General features: G+C 72.7%; 13 protein-coding genes. 8 read left to right on the forward strand and 5 right to left on the reverse strand.

All coding sequences use genetic code 11. The annotated features are described in order from the left end of the window. Positions 1–2 precede the first annotated feature (2 nt). A complete protein-coding gene (locus O7629_RS06080) occupies positions 3–473 on the reverse strand; it encodes a YbjN domain-containing protein (protein WP_278168010.1) in 471 nt (156 codons plus the stop codon). A 236-nt stretch (positions 474–709) separates the two neighbouring features. Between O7629_RS06080 and O7629_RS06085 the strand changes: the two genes are divergently transcribed. From O7629_RS06085 to O7629_RS06115, 7 genes are all read left to right on the forward strand, one after another. Then, positions 710–3,223, forward strand: coding sequence for a DNA translocase FtsK (locus tag O7629_RS06085; protein WP_278168011.1), 2,514 nt, complete (start codon positions 710–712; stop codon positions 3,221–3,223). A gap of 88 nt (positions 3,224–3,311) precedes the next feature. Further along, on the forward strand, positions 3,312–4,823 hold the full coding sequence (gene rimO, locus O7629_RS06090; protein WP_278168012.1) for a 30S ribosomal protein S12 methylthiotransferase RimO: 1,512 nt from the start codon (positions 3,312–3,314) through the stop codon (positions 4,821–4,823). 4 nt (positions 4,824–4,827) lie between these two features. After that, on the forward strand, positions 4,828–5,430 hold the full coding sequence (gene pgsA, locus O7629_RS06095; RefSeq protein ID WP_278168013.1) for a CDP-diacylglycerol--glycerol-3-phosphate 3-phosphatidyltransferase: 603 nt from the start codon (positions 4,828–4,830) through the stop codon (positions 5,428–5,430). Between the two features lie 104 nt (positions 5,431–5,534). Beyond that, entirely contained in the window at positions 5,535–6,032 is a 498-nt protein-coding gene (locus tag O7629_RS06100; protein ID WP_278174422.1) for a CinA family protein, read from the forward strand. Positions 6,033–6,198: 166 nt separating this feature from the next. Further along, positions 6,199–6,723, forward strand: coding sequence for a helix-turn-helix transcriptional regulator (locus tag O7629_RS06105; RefSeq protein ID WP_278168014.1), 525 nt, complete (start codon positions 6,199–6,201; stop codon positions 6,721–6,723). A 232-nt stretch (positions 6,724–6,955) separates the two neighbouring features. After that, positions 6,956–7,837, forward strand: a complete 882-nt coding sequence (locus tag O7629_RS06110) for a PspA/IM30 family protein (protein WP_278168016.1) — start codon at positions 6,956–6,958, stop codon at positions 7,835–7,837. A 132-nt stretch (positions 7,838–7,969) separates the two neighbouring features. After that, positions 7,970–8,755, forward strand: a complete 786-nt coding sequence (locus O7629_RS06115; RefSeq protein WP_278168018.1) for a hypothetical protein — start codon at positions 7,970–7,972, stop codon at positions 8,753–8,755. Here O7629_RS06115 and O7629_RS06120 read toward each other — a convergent pair. From O7629_RS06120 to O7629_RS06135, 4 genes are all read right to left on the reverse strand, one after another. Next, a complete protein-coding gene (locus O7629_RS06120) occupies positions 8,658–9,503 on the reverse strand; it encodes a DNA-formamidopyrimidine glycosylase family protein (protein WP_278168019.1) in 846 nt (281 codons plus the stop codon). The two genes, O7629_RS06115 and O7629_RS06120, sit on opposite strands and share 98 nt — an antisense overlap. A gap of 98 nt (positions 9,504–9,601) precedes the next feature. Continuing rightward, entirely contained in the window at positions 9,602–10,333 is a 732-nt protein-coding gene (locus O7629_RS06125) for a DUF4142 domain-containing protein (RefSeq protein ID WP_123600648.1), read from the reverse strand. Between the two features lie 336 nt (positions 10,334–10,669). Then, complete coding sequence (locus O7629_RS06130; protein WP_278168020.1) at positions 10,670–10,909, reverse strand: CPCC family cysteine-rich protein; 240 nt, start codon at positions 10,907–10,909, stop codon at positions 10,670–10,672. 138 nt (positions 10,910–11,047) lie between these two features. Beyond that, a complete protein-coding gene (locus tag O7629_RS06135) occupies positions 11,048–15,688 on the reverse strand; it encodes an ATP-dependent helicase (protein WP_278168021.1) in 4,641 nt (1,546 codons plus the stop codon). A 261-nt stretch (positions 15,689–15,949) separates the two neighbouring features. On the opposite strand from O7629_RS06135, the gene O7629_RS06140 reads away from it, so the two are divergent. Continuing rightward, positions 15,950–16,237 carry a hypothetical protein gene (locus O7629_RS06140; RefSeq protein WP_278168022.1) on the forward strand — a complete coding sequence of 96 codons (288 nt, stop codon included), beginning with the start codon at positions 15,950–15,952 and terminating at the stop codon, positions 16,235–16,237. Positions 16,238–16,386: the final 149 nt, after the last annotated feature.

The raw sequence follows: 16,386 nt of genomic DNA on the forward strand, positions 1-16,386 counted from the left end.
GGTCAGCCCGCCAACTCGGCGACGGCGTCGCAGACCTGGCACCCGGTGGCGATCCCGCAGTCGAGCAGGTGGTCGAGCTGCGGGGCGCTGACTCCACGTTCCAACGCGGTGATCAGCTCACCGCAGACCCGGGCGGTGCCGTCGTCGTCGACGTGGACGAAGGTCTTGGGCCACAGCCGGTCGTGGTTCCACTCGTTGCAGAAGGCGTACAGCGCGGGTACGTCGTCCACGGTGAACAGGGTCGACGCGATGGTCCGGACCCGCAGCACCTCGCCGTTGGGTCCGAGCCGGGAGAACACGATCAGGTTGTCGTTCCACCGGCCGACCAGGTCGCCGTCGGAGTCGGCCTGGAAGTGGTAACCACGGGAGGTGAGGGTCTCGGCGATCATCGCGGTGGTCAGCGGCCGCAGCACCTGCATCGCACCACCGCCGGAGGGCGCGTCGGGCAGGTCGTCTGGGTCCGGCGGGGGCATGCGGTGGTCCTTTCGGTACGGCACGTCGGACGGCGGGCCTCGCGCTCCGGCCGGCAGCCGGCGCGCGGACGGGCCGGCGATGTCCGGACGGGGGTCCGGCGATGGACGGCGTCGTCGTGGCCCGGGGGACAGTAGGGGCCGTTCGGAATGGTGGCACAGCCGCGCCGCCCCGCGTGGTTCGGACACGACCCGGAAAAGCGAGGGTTTGTATGCCGGTGGGGTTACCGTGGGACTCTATGGCCGGCCGAACCTCCCAGGCGAATCGGCGGCGTGGCGGGTCGACCAGCCGCGGCGCCGCGACCGGTCGTGCCCGGACCCCGGCCCGCAAGCGCCCGACGGCCCGTCGGCGCCCGGCCCGCAACTCGCCGGCAGTCCTGGTCGGTCGCGCGGTCGGCGCCACCTGGATGGGGCTGGCGCACGGCGTCGGCTGGGCGGTGCGTACCGCCGGTCGTCGGGCGGCCACCGCGCGGGAGCTGAGCCCGGAGCACCGGCGTGACGGTGCCGGGCTGTTCGTACTCGGCCTGGCCATCCTCACCTCGATGGCGATCTGGTTCGGCGCGGCCGGTCCGTTCGGAGTCCGCGTCGCGGACATGATGCGGCTGTTCGTCGGCGCGATCGCGGTCGCCGTGCCGTTGCTGCTGCTGATCGGCGCGGTCCGGCTGATGCGTGACCCACCGGAGGAGCCGGAACCCCGGGGCCGCGGGCTGGTCGGCTGGTCGGCGATGCTGGTCGCCACGGCGGGGCTGCTGCACATCGGCCAACGCCCCGACGACGACCTGCAGCGTGACTACGCCGGCGGGCTGATCGGGCTCGGCGTCGGTACGGTACTGGAGCGCACGGTCAGCTACTGGGTCGGCGTACCGCTGCTGATCCTGCTGCTGATCTTCGGTCTGCTGGTCGTCACCGCCACTCCGATCAACCGGATCCCGGAGCGGCTCGGGCTGCTCGCCGGGGTGGTGACCGGGCGAGGGCCGGAGTCCGGTCCGACCTCGGCCGACGCCAGTGACGACGCCGGTGACGACGAGACCGCCGGCGACGAGCGGGCCCGCCGCCGACCGCCGCGCCGCCGGCAGGCCAGCCGGACGGCCGACGCCCCGCCGGCACCGTCGGCCGGTGACGACGGTGCCCCGGCCGAGCCGCTCGATCTGCAGGAGACGATGGAGCTGCCGCGCCGGCCGGCGGCGAAGGTGCCGACCACCCGCACCCCGCCGGAGCCGCCGGAGCATTCCCCGACCCCGACCCGCGCCGAGCAGTTGGCGATCACCGGGCTGTCCGGGGATTATCGCCTGCCGCCGGCCAAACTGCTGCGGACCGGGCCGCCGGCGAAGACCCGCAGCAAGGCCAACGACGAGGTGATCGCCGCGCTGCAGGGGGTGTTCGAGCAGTTCGACGTCGACGCGGCGGTCACCGGGTTCACCCGTGGCCCGACGGTGACCCGCTACGAGGTGGAGCTCGGCCACGGGGTCAAGGTGGAGCGGATCACCCAGCTCTCCCGCAACATCGCGTACGCGGTGAAGTCACCGGACGTGCGGATCCTCAGCCCGATCCCAGGCAAGAGCGCGGTCGGCGTGGAGATCCCGAACACCGACCGGGAGGACGTGTCGCTCGGCGACGTGCTGCGCTCCCGGGCCGCCAGCGCCGACCACCACCCGATGCTGGTGGCGCTCGGCAAGGACATCGAGGGCGGCTTCGTGGTGGCCAACCTGGCGAAGATGCCGCACATCCTGATCGCCGGGGCGACCGGCGCCGGCAAGTCGTCCTGCCTGAACTCGCTGCTCATCTCGATCCTCAGCCGGGCCACCCCGGACGAGGTACGGCTGCTGCTGATCGACCCCAAACGGGTCGAGATGACCGGGTACGAGGGCATCCCGCACCTGGTCACCCCGATCGTGACCAACCCCAAGAAGGCGGCCGAGTCGCTGGAGTGGGTGGTACGCGAGATGGACATGCGCTACGACGACCTGGCCGCGAACGGCGTCCGGCACATCGACGACTACAACCGCAAGGTACGGGCCGGGGAGATCACCGCTCCCCCCGGCAGCGAGCGGGAGATCCGGCCGTACCCGTACCTGCTGGTGATCGTCGACGAGCTGGCCGACCTGATGATGGTCGCCCCCCGGGACGTGGAGGACTCGGTCGTCCGGATCACCCAGCTCGCCCGGGCCGCCGGCATCCACCTGGTGCTGGCCACCCAGCGGCCGTCGGTGGACGTGGTGACCGGCCTGATCAAGGCGAACGTGCCGTCCCGGCTGGCCTTCGCCACGTCGTCGCTGTCCGATTCGCGGGTCATCCTGGACCAGCCGGGCGCCGAGAAGCTGATCGGCCGGGGCGACGGCCTGTTCCTGCCGATGGGGGCGTCGAAACCGCTGCGTATCCAGGGTGCCTGGGTCAGCGAGAAGGAAATCGACGAGATCGTCGCCTTCTGCAAGAAGCAGCGCGAGCCGGAGTTCCGCCCCGACGTGCTCACCACCGCCCAGGAGAACAAGAAGAAGATCGACGAGGACGTCGGCGACGATCTCGACCTGCTGGTCCAGGCGATCGAGCTGGTGGTGACCTCGCAGTTCGGGTCGACCTCGATGCTGCAGCGCAAACTGCGGGTCGGGTTCGCCAAAGCGGGCCGGTTGATGGATCTGATGGAGACCCGGGGCATTGTCGGGCCGTCCGAGGGTTCCAAGGCCCGCGACGTCCTGGTCAAGCCGGACGAGCTGGAGGACGCGCTGACGAGTCTGCGGGCCGTCGAGGCGAGCTGACCGCACTGGTACGGTCGGCTGACCGATCGGATCGTCCGGCACCGCGCCGCCCGGCCGCCGTACGCCGGTGGCCCGGTACCCTCGTCAGGTGTCTGCTTTTCCCCCGCCTCCCGCCCAACCGCCCGGCCGGCGCGTCGCCCTGCTCACCCTGGGGTGCGCCCGCAACGAGGTCGACTCGGAAGAGTTGGCCGCCCGGCTGGACGCCGACGGCTGGCAGGTGACCACCGACGCCGACGGTGCCGACGTGGTGCTCGTCAACACCTGCGGCTTCGTCGAGAAGGCCAAGCAGGACTCGGTGCAGACGCTGCTCGACGCCGCGGACGGCGGGGCCAAGGTGGTGGCCGCCGGCTGCATGGCCGAACGGTACGGCCGGGAGCTCGCCGAGCACCTGCCTGAGGCGCAGGCCGTCCTCGGGTTCGACGACTACCCGGACATCTCCGGCCGGCTGCGGGCGGTGCTGGCCGGCGAGCAGCTGCCCGCGCACGCGCCCCGGGACCGCCGCACGATGCTGCCGCTGACCCCGGTTTCCCGGCAGCGCTCCGGTGTCGTCGTGCCCGGTCACGCGACGGTCGACGAGCACACCCCCGCGCACCTTCGCGCGGTCCTGCGGCGTCGGCTGGCCAGCGGCCCGGTGGCGTCGCTGAAACTGGCCAGCGGCTGTGACCGCCGGTGCGCCTTCTGCGCCATCCCGGCGTTCCGGGGGGCGTTCGTCTCCCGCGTTCCCGAGGAGCTGCTGGCCGAGGCCGAGTGGCTGGCCGGCACCGGCGTTCGGGAACTCGTGCTGGTGAGCGAGAACTCGACCTCGTACGGCAAGGATCTGGGCGATCCGCGGCTGCTGGAGAAGCTGCTGCCACAGCTGGCCGCCGTCGACGGCATCGTCCGGGTGCGGGTCAGCTACCTGCAGCCGGCGGAGACCCGTCCGGGCCTGATCGAGACGATCGCCACCACGGCCGGCGTGGCACCGTACTTCGACCTGTCCTTCCAGCACGCCAGTGAGCCGGTGCTGCGCCGGATGCGGCGCTTCGGCTCCACCGGGCGGTTCCTCGACCTGCTGGCCTCGGCCCGGTCACTGGCGCCGCAGGCCGGCGCGCGAAGCAACTTCATCGTCGGGTTCCCCGGCGAGACCCGGTCGGACGTCGACGAACTGGTCCGTTTCCTGTCCGCGGCCCGGTTGGACGCGATCGGGGTGTTCGACTACAGCGACGAGGACGGCACCGAGGCCGCTGGACTGCCCGACAAGGTACGGGCCGCCACGGTGAAGCGGCGCTATGACCGGATCTGTGCGCTGGCCGACGAGTTGTGCGCGCAGCGGGCCGAGGAACGGGTCGGCACGACGGTGGAGGTGCTGGTCGACAGCGTCGACGACGGGCTGGTGGAGGGTCGGGCCGCGCACCAGGCACCGGAGGTGGACGGGTCGACGACGCTGGTGGCCGGCGCCGCCGCCGCCACCGGAGCCGGGGTCGACCTCGCCATGCTGCGCCCCGGCGACCTGGTCCGGGCGACGGTGACCGGGACCGAAGGGGTCGACCTGGTGGCAGTGCCGAGTGACGTGCTCTCGTCCGGTACGGCCGACCGGCCGCTCTCCACCGCGGTCAGGTGAGCCGATGACCGAGCCGGGCGGCTCCGCCGGTCCGCGTACCGCCGTCGCCGCGGTGCCGGTGGTCAACGCGGCCAACGCGCTCACCGGGCTACGCATGGTGCTGGTGCCGGTCTTCGTGGTGTTCGTGGTTCTCTCCGAGATGACCCATCCGGGCTGGCGGATCGCCGCCTGCCTGACGTTCGTCGTCGCGTCGGCGACCGACCTGATCGACGGCTGGATCGCCCGCCGGTACGCCTTGGTGACGTCGTTCGGCAAGGTCGCGGACCCGATCGCCGACAAGGCGCTGACCGGCACCGCGCTGGTACTGCTGTCCTGGTACGACCTGGTGCCCTGGTGGGTGACCGGGCTGATCCTGGTGCGTGAGTGGGGAGTCACGCTGATCCGGTTCTGGGTGCTGCGGCACGGGGTGATCGCGGCGAGCCGGGGCGGCAAGGCGAAGACGGCGCTGCAGATCACGGCGATCGTCTGGTACCTGCTTCCGCTGCCGTCGGTGCTTGCCGCGGTCGCTCCGTGGATCATGGCGGCTGCGCTGCTGGTCACCGTGGCGACCGGGCTGGACTACCTGGTCCGTGCGTTGCGGCTGCGCCGTACCGGGCCGGACCGGTGACCTCGGCCGGGTCGGAGCGAGTGCCTCCGGCCGGGTCGGACCGGGTGCCTCCGGCCGGCCCGCCAGCGGGCGGGCGGCCGGCGCCGGACGGCGGCGATCTCGGCATGGGGCGGTCGGCCAGCGGTAGCCCGGCGGCGGCGGTCGTGCACGCCCTGGCCGAGCGGGGCGAGACGCTGGCGGTCGTCGAGTCGCTCACTGGTGGCTTGCTGGCGTCCGCCCTGGTCGAGGTTGCCGGGGCGAGCCTGGTCTTCCGCGGTGGGCTGGTCGTGTACGCCACCGACCTGAAACGCACCCTGGCCGGCGTGCCGGAGCGGTTGCTCGCCGACCGCGGACCGGTCGACCCGGACGTCGCGGTCGCCATGGCCCGGGGTGCCCGGGTCCGGTGCGCCGCCGAGTGGGCGCTGGCGACTACCGGGGTGGCCGGCCCACAGCCGCAGGGCGGCAAGCCGGTCGGGCGGGTCTACGTCGCCCTGGCCGGTCCGGCTGGCGTGCATCAGGTCCGGCGGTTGGACCTCGGCGGCGGTCGAGATGCGGTACGCAGGTCGAGCGTGACCGCTGCCCTGCGGCTGTTGACGACGCAACTACACGCCACGCGGCCCTGAGCGGGGGACACCCGGGACGCCGAGCGGATATAACTGACATCTGACTCTGATCGCCCTGCCCGGCCCGATTCGTGCTCTCGGGTGGGGTGTCGATCGGGTGACGAACGGATAAGGTTGCGGGAAGCCTCCGGCACTCGCCGGCCGGTCCCGGACAGGGGGAGGTGCGATGGTCCTGCTACGCCGCGTTATCGGTGACGCGCTGCGTGCCCGCCGGCAGGGTCAGCGCCGGACTCTGCGCGAGGTCTCCACCGCCGCGAACGTCAGCCTCGGCTACCTTTCCGAGATCGAGCGCGGCCAGAAGGAAGCCTCGAGTGAGCTGCTCGCTGCGATCTGCGACGCGCTGGGTGCTCAGTTGTCCGAGGTGCTGCGTGACGTGAGCCACACCGTCGCCGTCGCCGAGCAGCGGCAGGGCCTGCTGGTTCCGTTTCCCGAGCAGTCCCCGACGTCGCCCGCCGCGTCGCCCGAGCGGCCCCTGGAGGAGCGGCCGAGCCGCAGCGAGGTTCTGCGCTCCGCCCCGGACGGCGCCGTCGGCACCGCCGAGCGGGGCGACGCTTCGGTGCACCAGGTCGCCACCGAGGGCGGGGTGACCGTCTCGGTCCGCAGCGACTCGCCGCTCAAGACGACGCTGCGGGCCTCCCGGCGGGTGCCGAACACCGGCGGTCGGGACCGTGACGTCGTCTGCGCCGCCTGAGCCGCGGCCGATCGAGCGGCAGCGTGCTGCCGGATCCTGGGCTCGCCACCGCTGGATCCGGGACACTAAGGTTGACCCTCAACCGGCCCACCCTGCCGGATCCCACCGACGGCGGCTTACGCGGTGGCGACGGCCTGGGACGATGGTAGGGGTGCCGGCGCACCGTACCGCCCGGGTCGGGTCGCCGTGACCGCCTGACCGTTCGCGCCGATAGTGAGGGGATACCGCAGAGATGGCGAACCCGTTCGTCAAGGGTTGGCGCTACCTGATGGCGCTGTTCGGCGCCAAGATAGATGAGCACGCCGACCCCAAGGTGCAGATCCAGCAGGCGATCGAGGACGCCCAGCGCCAGCACCAGGCACTGGTTCAGCAGGCCGCCGCGGTGATCGGCAACCAGCGACAGCTGGAAATGAAACTCTCCCGGCAGATGAGCGAGGTCGAGCGGCTGCAGGGGATGGCCCGGCAGGCGCTGGTGCTGGCCGACAAGGCCCGCGCCGAGGGCGACGAGGCGGAGGCGAACAAGTACGAGCAGACCGCCCAGACTCTCGCCACCCAGTTGGTCGCCGGCGAGCAGTCGATGGAGGACCTCAAGACCCTGCACGACCAGTCGTTGGCCGCCGCTGCTCAGGCCCGTCAGGCGGTGGAGAACAATCAGATGATCCTGCAGCAGAAGCTGGCCGAGCGGACCAAGCTGCTGAGCCAGCTCGAGCAGGCCAAGATGCAGGAGACCGTGGCGTCGTCGCTGGAGTCGATGTCGGCGCTCGCCGCGCCGAAGAACACGCCGTCGCTCGACGAGGTGCGGGACAAGATCGAGCAGCGCTACGCCACCGCGATGGGCCGGGCCGAGCTGGCCGGCAACTCCGTCGAGGGGCGGATGCTCGAGGTGCAGAAGTCCACCCTCGACATGGCTGGTTCGTCGCGGCTCGATCAGATCCGGGCCAGCATGGCGGGAGAGAAGCTCGCCGGGGCACAGCCGGGGCCGGCGGTCGAGCAGACCCCGGCGGGTGCGGACAGCACGGCCGGCGCGGACAGCGCCAGTGTCGCCCGCCTCGACCAGCTCCGTGCCTCGATGGCGAAGGACAAGAACACCGGTGACGCCTCCGCCGCCGGCTGACCATCGGGCTGGGCACGTGGTGACCGGCCCGGTTCAGCCGGTGCCGTAGGCAGGGGGCACGGGACGGCCATCCCCGGCCGGGGTGGTGTCGCCTCGAGGCGGCGGCGTCCGAGGGGGCGGGAAGGAGCAACGGTGGTGGATCCACGGACCCGCTACTTCCGCAGGCTGCGTCGCCTGCGTCGGGGTGCCCGCCGGTGGACCGTGCTCGCTGGCGGCTTCGGTGGCGCGGCGGCGGTCCTGCTGCCGTACGCGGGGGTCAGCCCGGTCGACGCGGTGTGGGCGGCGGCGGCCGGTGCCAGCACGGCGTTGGCCTTCTGGCGCTGGTCCGATCTACGGGCGCTGACCGCGCAACCGCCGCCCCCCGCGCCGGATCCGGCCATCGCCGCCGAGCAGGCCCGGCTCAAGCTGGTCGCCACCGTCGAGCGGATTCCGCTCGGCCGGGCCGCCGTCGGCGAGGTACGCCGACAGCAGGCGCTGCTGGCGTTGCGCGGAACGGCGGCGGCCGACATCTGGACCCGGCTGGACCGGGCCGCGCGTACCCTCGCCGGGCTGGTACCGCGGCTGACCGGGCCGGGCGAGTCGGCGCAGCTCGAAGCGGCGGTGGCCGAGCAGTCACTGCGCGACCTGGCGTACCGGGTGGCCAGCGTGGAGAAGGCGGTACGACTGGCTCCGGCCGACGCCGGGCTGGCCAACTCGCACCGGGTGCTCGTCGAGCAACTGGAAGCCGGCACCGTCGCTTACGAAGGTCTGGTCGCGGCGGCCGCCAACTACGTCGCCGAGGACGGTCGGGCGGTCGGGCAGCACCCGTCGGTGAGCCGGCTCACCGAGGCCGGTGACCTGCTGCGGGGGGTTGCCGCCGGGCTGGCGGAGCTGCGCCAGCCACCGGACCCGGCTGGCACGTCGGGCACCAGTAGGTGACCCGCCCCACCGCCGGCTCGACGCGACGCACCGCCGTGCCGCAGCGGCGGCACGGCCGCCGCCAGCGGCCATACACGTAGGTGGCCTCCCCGGGCAGGCCGGTGATGCTGCGGCTGGCCCGCCCCCGGTTGGCGACCAGCAGCCGGCGTGCCAGGTCGACGACGGCGGCCAGGTCCGGCACCTCGCGGACCGGTGTACCGGGCGCGACACCACGCAGGAACAGCAACTCGCAGGCGTAGACGTTGCCGATCCCGGCGAGATTGCGCTGGTCGAGCAGCGCCTCGACGACAGGCGTCTCGGGTCGGGCGGCGAGCCGGCGGACCGCTTCGGCGGCGTCCCAGTCGGCACCGAGCAGATCCGGCCCCAGCCCGGCGGTGAGTTCCGACTCCCGCTCCGTGCTCACCAGGGCCAGCTCGTGCAGGTGGTAGCCGACGGCGCAGGATTCATCGGTGCGCAGCACCACGCGGATCAGGTGTGCCGGCCGGGCCGTCCAGCGTTGACCGACCCGGTAGGTACGCCAACTGCCGTCCATCCGCAGGTGCGAGTGCAGGGTGTACCGCCGGTCGTCGGGTGCCGCGAGCCGCAGCAGCAGGTGCTTGCCACGGCTCACGCAGTCCAGCACCGTCCAGCCGGACAGGTCGGTGGTCGCGAGCCGGGGGATCCGGAAGTCGCTGCCGGTGAGCCGCCGGCCAGCCAGCACTTCGCGCAGCCGGTGGGCGGTGTTCCAGACGGTGTCGCCTTCAGGCACGACGACAATCCTGCCGCAGGTCGCGACCGAATGGGCCCGGGTAGCCGACTGCCTGGGCCGGAGACATCCGGCCCAGGCAGTCGGGGTGACGACAAGGGTCAGTACCGTCGTCGGAACACGGCGAAGGTGGCGGCGGTGCCGAGCGCCAGCGCGCCGATCAGCACCACCCAGATCGCCGTCGAGTTGACGCCGTTGTTGAGCTCCGCGTTGGCCTGGACCGCAGCGAAGAGGCTGTCGTCAGCCGGTGCCGGCACGGCCACCGGGGGAAGCTCGCCGTACCGCACCAGACCGGTGCTCTCCAACAGCGACATGTGGGTCTGGACGAAGCCGTTGGCGTCCTGTGCGAGCTGCCGGACAACGTCGTTGCGGGTGCTCGCCCGGACCGCACCGATGACCGGGAAGATGTTGCCGTGGGCGGCGCGGAGCCGCTCGACGAAGATCCGGTCGAACCGGGCACCCTCCGAGGTCTTCATCTCGTTGACCCAGCCCTGCTGGGTGGGGGTCGGGTCGGTGGGCAGCTCCACACCCAGCTTGTTCGCCGCCTCGACCACCAGCAGGTCGAGCTCGACGTGCTGTTCGGCGATCGCGGCGCCGACCTCGCGCACCCGTTGCGTGCTGCCCTTCTCCGCCGCCAGCTGACCGGCGGGAATCTCCCACAGTCCGGCGAGCCGGACCCCGTTGAGCAGCTGAATGTCGGTGGCGGCGAGCTGGGTCGCCCCGGAGGGCTGGGCGAGCGCGACGCCGGGCAGTGCGAGCAGCCCGGCGACGAGACCCACCAGGACCACTGTCAGCCGGCGTGGGGTGTGTGCCGCAGATCGTGCCCGGGCCATAGTGTCTCAACCTCCGAGTGGGGTCGACAGAGCGGTTGATGATCGATCAGAACGTTATGTCGAATACCGCCCGCGCGTCAATGCTGCTGGCTTGGAATCCGCAGAAAAAAGAAGCATTTAATCGTTTCCTGTGGCTAATCTGACTCAACTCGCCGGCATCGGCCGTTCGGCTGATGTCCCCGGTTCAACATCGAGGTCAAGGGGTTGTTCACCCAGTGCGAATCTGGCCGCTTGACATACCGTGGCAGGAGTGCGGTTTGTGGCGTCGCGGTAACAGGGTGCCGACACCGTAGCAGAATGTCGGCCCATTCCTGACCCGGCGGATCACTGGAATCGCTACGGATACTCGTCGGGACGCGGGGGTCGGACGATGTCGGCGTACCGCAGGTGGCTGGCACCGTAGATCGCGAAGTTGAGCCGGGCATGGGACAGGCTCAAGTCGCCGTTCGGCCCGCCACGCACCACCTCGGCGTCGTCATCGCCCTGGCCGTCGTCGGTCCAGAAGCAGACGGGGCAGGTGGTGCATCCGGTCCGGTAACCACAGCAGGGGCATCTGTCGACGGAGTACGGGACCACCCGCTAAGCCTTCCACAGGAACGTTTCGGGCATGTGCCTGAGGTACCCCGTCGACGGTCCGCCGGCAGCGCACCGCCGACGGCGGTGCACGCCCGGCGGACCTCGCCGTGGCGGCGGTGCCCCAGCCGACGTCGTCGATCAGCCGCGTAACCGCAGTCCACGCGGGGTGGTCCGGAAGCCGGCGGCGGCCAGCGCCGTCCGCAGTGGGGAGCTGTGCACCCGCTCCCCGTCGGCGCGTTCGACCGAGATGGTGCCGAGCGCCCCGGCGCTCACCGCGCCGGCCAGCGCTCGGGCCGCCGCCTCGAGCCGCTGTCCGTCCTGAGTGAAGCAGAGCAGACTGCGACCGCCGCGTTCGACGTAGAGCGCCGCCTCCGCGTCGACCAGGACCACCAGCGCCCCGGCCTTGCGCCCGGGTCGGTGCCCCGCCGTCGACTCGTCGGCGCTGTCCACCGGGCGCTGCGGCCAGGGCAGTGCCGCGCCGTACGGGTTCGCCGGATCGGCTGCCGCCAGCACCACTGTCTCGGGCTGCCGGCGGGGCGCCGGATCGGAGCCGGCGAGTTCCCGCAGCCGGTCCACCGCACCGGGTACGGCGAACTGGGCCGCACCGAGCCCGTCGATGAAGTAGCCTCGGCGGGCCGCGCCGCGTTCCTCCAGTGCGGCCAGCACCGGGTACACCGCGGCGAACCCACCCGGCTGTCCCTCAGCGGCGACCGCTCCCCGGGTCACCACCCCGTGCCGTTCGAGCAGTACGTCGGCGGCGAGCGCCGCCCGTCGGGTCGGGTCGGGGTCACGTGGTGGCAGCAGCGACCACCGACCGGCCAGCTGCGGCGCGGCGGTACGGGCGACGAACTCCCGACCGACCCGCCGGGCCCGGCCCCGCGGCCCAGCGGCGGTGCGCACCCGCTGTGTCGGTCGTGGACCGAGTACGGCCCGCAGTGGCGCCAGCGTGTCGTTGGTCAGCCAGCCGGCCCACACCAGGTCCCAGATCGCCGTCTCGATCCGCCCGGCCGGATCGGCGTCGACGGCGGGCGTCCCGCCAGCGGTGTCGGCGGGGGGTGCGACGCCAGCGGTGTCGGCGAGCGCCGCGCCGGCCCGGTCGGCCAGCTGCCGGAAGAACAATGCCTGCTCGTCGGCGAGGGCGGCGAGCACCGCCTCGTGCACCGGAGTCAGCGTGAGCGCCGGGTCCGGCGGCGGCAGCAGCAGCGGTGCGGTCTCCGTGAACACCAACCGGATCCAGCCGTCACCGGAGCCGACCGCGCCGGCACCGGACCAGGTGACCTCACCGGAGGCGCAGAGCTCGTCCAGGTATGCGGGGGAGTAGTCGGCCACCCGGGCGGGCAGGATCAGCCGTTCCACCGCGCCGGCCGGCAGGGCCGCTCCCTGCAGTTGCTCGACGGCGGCCGCCACCCCGTCGACCCCGCGACCCGGGCCGGCGACCTGCTGCCACCGGGGAAGGAACCGGACCAGGGCGGTGGCCGGCACCGGCTCGATCTCGCGGCGCAGCGCCGCGAGCGAGCGGCGCCGCAGCAGCCGCAGCACGTCGGCGTCGCACCACTCGGTGCCGGCCCGGTCCGGGGTGAACTCACCGGCCACGATCCGCCCGGTCGCGGCGAGCCGCCGCAGGGTCTGTTCGACGACGAAGGCGCCCAACCCGAACCGGGCGGCGCACCCGACGGTGTCGAACGGCCCCCGGGTACGGGCGTAGCGGGCGACCAGGTCGCCGAGGGGGTCGGCCACCGGGGCGAGGTACGCCGCGGCGACGCCCACCGGCAGCGCGACACCGAGCGCGTCGCGCATCCGGCTGGCGTCCTCCACCGCGATCCACCGCTCCTGCCCGGCGATCCGCACCCGCAGCGCGCGCCGGGCCTGGGCCAGCTCGGCCGGCCAGCCCGGGTCGATCTGCCGGGCCCGCAACTCGGCGTCGGACAGGTCGCCGACGACCCGCAGCAACTCGGCCAGGTCCTCGGCGTCGCGTACCCGGCGGTGTCCGTCCAGCCACTGCAGCTGCCGGTGGGTCTCGTCGAGCACGGCCGGGTCGAGCAGTTCCCGCAGCTCGACCCGGCCGAGCAGCTCGCCGAGCAACGTCGAGTCGAGGCTCAGCGCGGCGGCCCGGCGCTCGGCCAGCGGCAGGTCCCCTTCGTAGAGGAACGCTCCGACGTAGCCGAACAGCAGGGAACGGGCGAACGGCGACGGTCGGGGTGTCTCGACCTCCACCAGCCGCAGCCGCCGTGCCGCCAGGTCACCCATCAGCCCGGCCAACGCCGGCATGTCGAAGACGTCCCGCAGACATTCCCGCGCCGCCTCCAGGGTGATCGGGAAGTCGGTGAACTCGCGGGCCACGTCGAGCAGTTGGGCGGCGCGTTGCCGCTGCTGCCACAGCGGCTGCCGCCGTCGCGGATCCCGGCGCGGCAGCAGCAGCGCCCGGGCGGCGCATTCCCGGAACCGGGCGGCGAACAGGGCCGACCCGCCGACGGCTGTTTCGACGAGCTGGCTGAGCTCGTCGCTGTCGAAGGCGACCAGATCGGCGCCGGGTGGGGTGTCGGCCATCTCGGGCAGGCGGACCACGATGCCGTCGTCGGCGGGCAGCACCTGGGCGTCGACGCCGTACCGCTCGCTGATCCGGTGCCCGATCGCCAGCGCCCACGGGGCGTTGACCTGGGCACCGAAGACGCTGTGCACGACCAGCCGCCAGTCGCCGAGTTCGTCGTGGAACCGTTCGACGACGACCGTCCGGTCGTCCGGCAGGCTGCGGGCGGCGGCGCGCTGGTCGTCGAGGTAGCGCAGCAGGTTGTCGGCGGCCCAGTCGTCCAGACCGGACGACAGCAGCCCGGCGCGGGCGGCGGTCGGGTCCTGCCGGCTGACCTGGCGCAGCCGGGCGCCCAGCGCCCGGCCCAGCTCGACCGGGCGACCGGGTTGGTCGCCTTTCCAGAACGGCATCCGGGCCGCCTGGCCCGGGGCGGGGGTGACCAGCACCCGGTCCGGGGTGATCTCCTCGATCCGCCACGACGTCGCACCGAGCAGGAAGACGTCGCCGACCCGGGACTCGTAGACCATCTCCTCGTCGAGCTCGCCGACCCGCACGGGTCGTTCGGCCCCGGCCAAAAAGACACCGAACAGGCCGCGGTCCGGGATCGTGCCGCCACTGGTGACGGCCAGCCGCTGCGCGCCCGGCCGCCCGGTGAGCAGGTCGGCGTCGCGGTCCCAGAGCAGCCGGGGCCGCAGCTCGGCGAACGCGGTCGACGGGTACCGGCCGGAGAGCATGTCCAGCACCGCGTGCAGCGCCGAGTCGGGCAGTTCGGCGTACGGGGCCGCGCCGCGCACCAGCGTCGCCAACGCGTCGACCGGCCACGGATCGAGCGACACCATCGCGACGATCTGCTGGGCGAGTACGTCGAGCGGGTTGCGCGGATACCGCAGCTGCTCGATCGCGCCGCGGACCATCCGCTCGCTGACCACCGCACAGGCCAGCAGGTCGCCACGGTGCTTGGGCAGGATCACCCCGTGCGACAGCGCGCCCACCTGGTGCCCGGCCCGGCCGATCCGCTGCAGGCCGGCGGCGACACTCGGCGGTGCCTCGATCTGTACGACAAGGTCGACCGCACCCATGTCGATGCCGAGCTCCAGGCTGGAGGTGGCGATCACCGCCGGCAGTTGGCCGGACTTCAACGCCTCTTCGATCTGCTGCCGTTCGGAGCGCGACACGCTGCCGTGGTGGGCGCGGGCGATCACTGCCGGGGCGCCGTGCGCGGTGTCCGACTGGGCCATGATCTCCGCCGGCATCCGGGTACTGGACCGCCGGTCGCTGTCGCGGTCGCCGCCGGGCGGGCCGGACTGCTGGTCCGTGCCGTCCGCCCGGCCTGCGGCGAGTTCGTTGAGCCGGGCGCAGAGCCGTTCCGCCGAGCGCCGGGAGTTGGTGAACACGATGGTCGACCGGTGCCGCCGGATCAGGTCGAAGACGCGTTCCTCGACCGCCGGCCAGATCGACCGGCCGGCCGGCGGCGGACCATCGGGGTCGTCCTGCGCCGACTCGCGTTCGTCCAGCTGGTCGAGATCCGGCACCGGCACCTGGACGCTGACCTCGATGGTCTTGGTCGTGGCCGGGGCGACCACCTGCACGGGCTGACGGCCACCGAGGAACTGGGCGGTCTCCTCGATCGGCCGGACCGTGGCGGACAGGCCGATCCGCTGGGCGGGTGCCGGCAGCAGCGCGTCCAACCGCTCCAGCGACAACGCCAGGTGCGCGCCGCGTTTGGTGCCGGCGACCGCGTGCACCTCGTCGACGATGACCGTACGCACGCCGCGCAGCGACTCCCGGGCGGCCGAGGTGAGCAGCAGGAACAGCGACTCGGGAGTGGTGATGAGGATGTCCGGCGGTTGCCGGAGGAAGGCGCGTCGCTGATCGGCCGGGGTGTCGCCGGTGCGGATGCCGACGGTCACCTGCGGCGCCGGAGCACCGATGCGGGCGGCGGCCTGGCCGATGCCGACCAGCGGGGTACGTAGGTTGCGGTCGACGTCGACCGCGAGTGCCTTGAGCGGGCTCAGGTAGAGCACCCGGCACCGCAGCCGCGGATCGTCGGGAGCGGGCGAGCGGGTCAACTGGTCCAGGGACCAGAGGAACGCGGCGAGGGTCTTGCCGGATCCGGTGGGTGCGACCACCAGGGCGTGCCGGCCGTCGCTGATCGCCTCCCACGCGCCGGTCTGCGCGGCGGTCGGCGCGGCGAAAGCGGCGGAGAACCACTCCCGGGTGGCCGCCCCGAAGCGCTCCAACACCGCGGTCATCGCTGGAACACCGCGGTCATCGCTGGTCCCTCCATCGGTACATCCGGCTGCCGGCGTGAACCATCCTGCCCGCCGGGTACGACGAAGCTGGGCCGCCCGGGCGACCCGGATCCACAAATTCGAGTGGAACCGGCAGGTCTGGCTTGCCCGACTTAGTAGTTATGGAGTAACTTTCCGTCATCGTCCGATCTCTCAAGGAGTACCTCCATGCCCGTTGTCGAGCGCGGCCTCCACCACGACACGGAGGTTCTACTCCGGAAGGTGGACGGACTGGTGGCCCTGCTGCGGCTGCGGCACCACCGGCTCGACCCGGCGGCGGTGGACCGGTTCGCCGACACCCTGCGGGCCCTGGTCGTCGACAGCGGATCGGCGAGCGCCGCCGACCGGGCGCGGGTACGCGCCACCGTGCACTACCACATGCTGCTGGCCAGCCGACGAGGTCTGCTGCCGCTCGCCGACGTGCCCGCACCCGCCGGACCCGCGACGCCGGCCCGCCCGGCGATGCCCGCCGCGACGGCGACGGCTCCCACCGAACCAGCCGGCACATGACGGTAACCGTACGGTAATCACCGAATCTGCTTTGATCGCTTACCATCCAAGCTCCGGGAACCGGCGACGTCCAGGCCCGGCCACCGCCCGGCGGGCCCGGCCAGCCAGGCGGCCGGCACCGGGAGACCGGTAGGCTGGCGGGGATCGAC

It is taken from the genome of Solwaraspora sp. WMMD792 (genome assembly GCF_029626105.1).
In the GTDB taxonomy this organism is placed as follows: domain Bacteria; phylum Actinomycetota; class Actinomycetes; order Mycobacteriales; family Micromonosporaceae; genus Micromonospora_E.

Coding starts and splice junctions, on each gene's coding strand:
- pgsA (WP_278168013.1), top strand. CDS start 4,828: ATGACCGAGCCGGGCGGCTCCGCCGGTCCGCGTACCGCCGTCGCCGCG.
- O7629_RS06135 (WP_278168021.1), bottom strand. CDS start 15,688: ATGACCGCGGTGTTGGAGCGCTTCGGGGCGGCCACCCGGGAGTGGTTC.
- O7629_RS06085 (WP_278168011.1), top strand. CDS start 710: ATGGCCGGCCGAACCTCCCAGGCGAATCGGCGGCGTGGCGGGTCGACC.
- O7629_RS06080 (WP_278168010.1), bottom strand. CDS start 473: ATGCCCCCGCCGGACCCAGACGACCTGCCCGACGCGCCCTCCGGCGGT.
- O7629_RS06110 (WP_278168016.1), top strand. CDS start 6,956: ATGGCGAACCCGTTCGTCAAGGGTTGGCGCTACCTGATGGCGCTGTTC.
- O7629_RS06105 (WP_278168014.1), top strand. CDS start 6,199: ATGGTCCTGCTACGCCGCGTTATCGGTGACGCGCTGCGTGCCCGCCGG.
- O7629_RS06125 (WP_123600648.1), bottom strand. CDS start 10,333: ATGGCCCGGGCACGATCTGCGGCACACACCCCACGCCGGCTGACAGTG.
- O7629_RS06100 (WP_278174422.1), top strand. CDS start 5,535: ATGGGGCGGTCGGCCAGCGGTAGCCCGGCGGCGGCGGTCGTGCACGCC.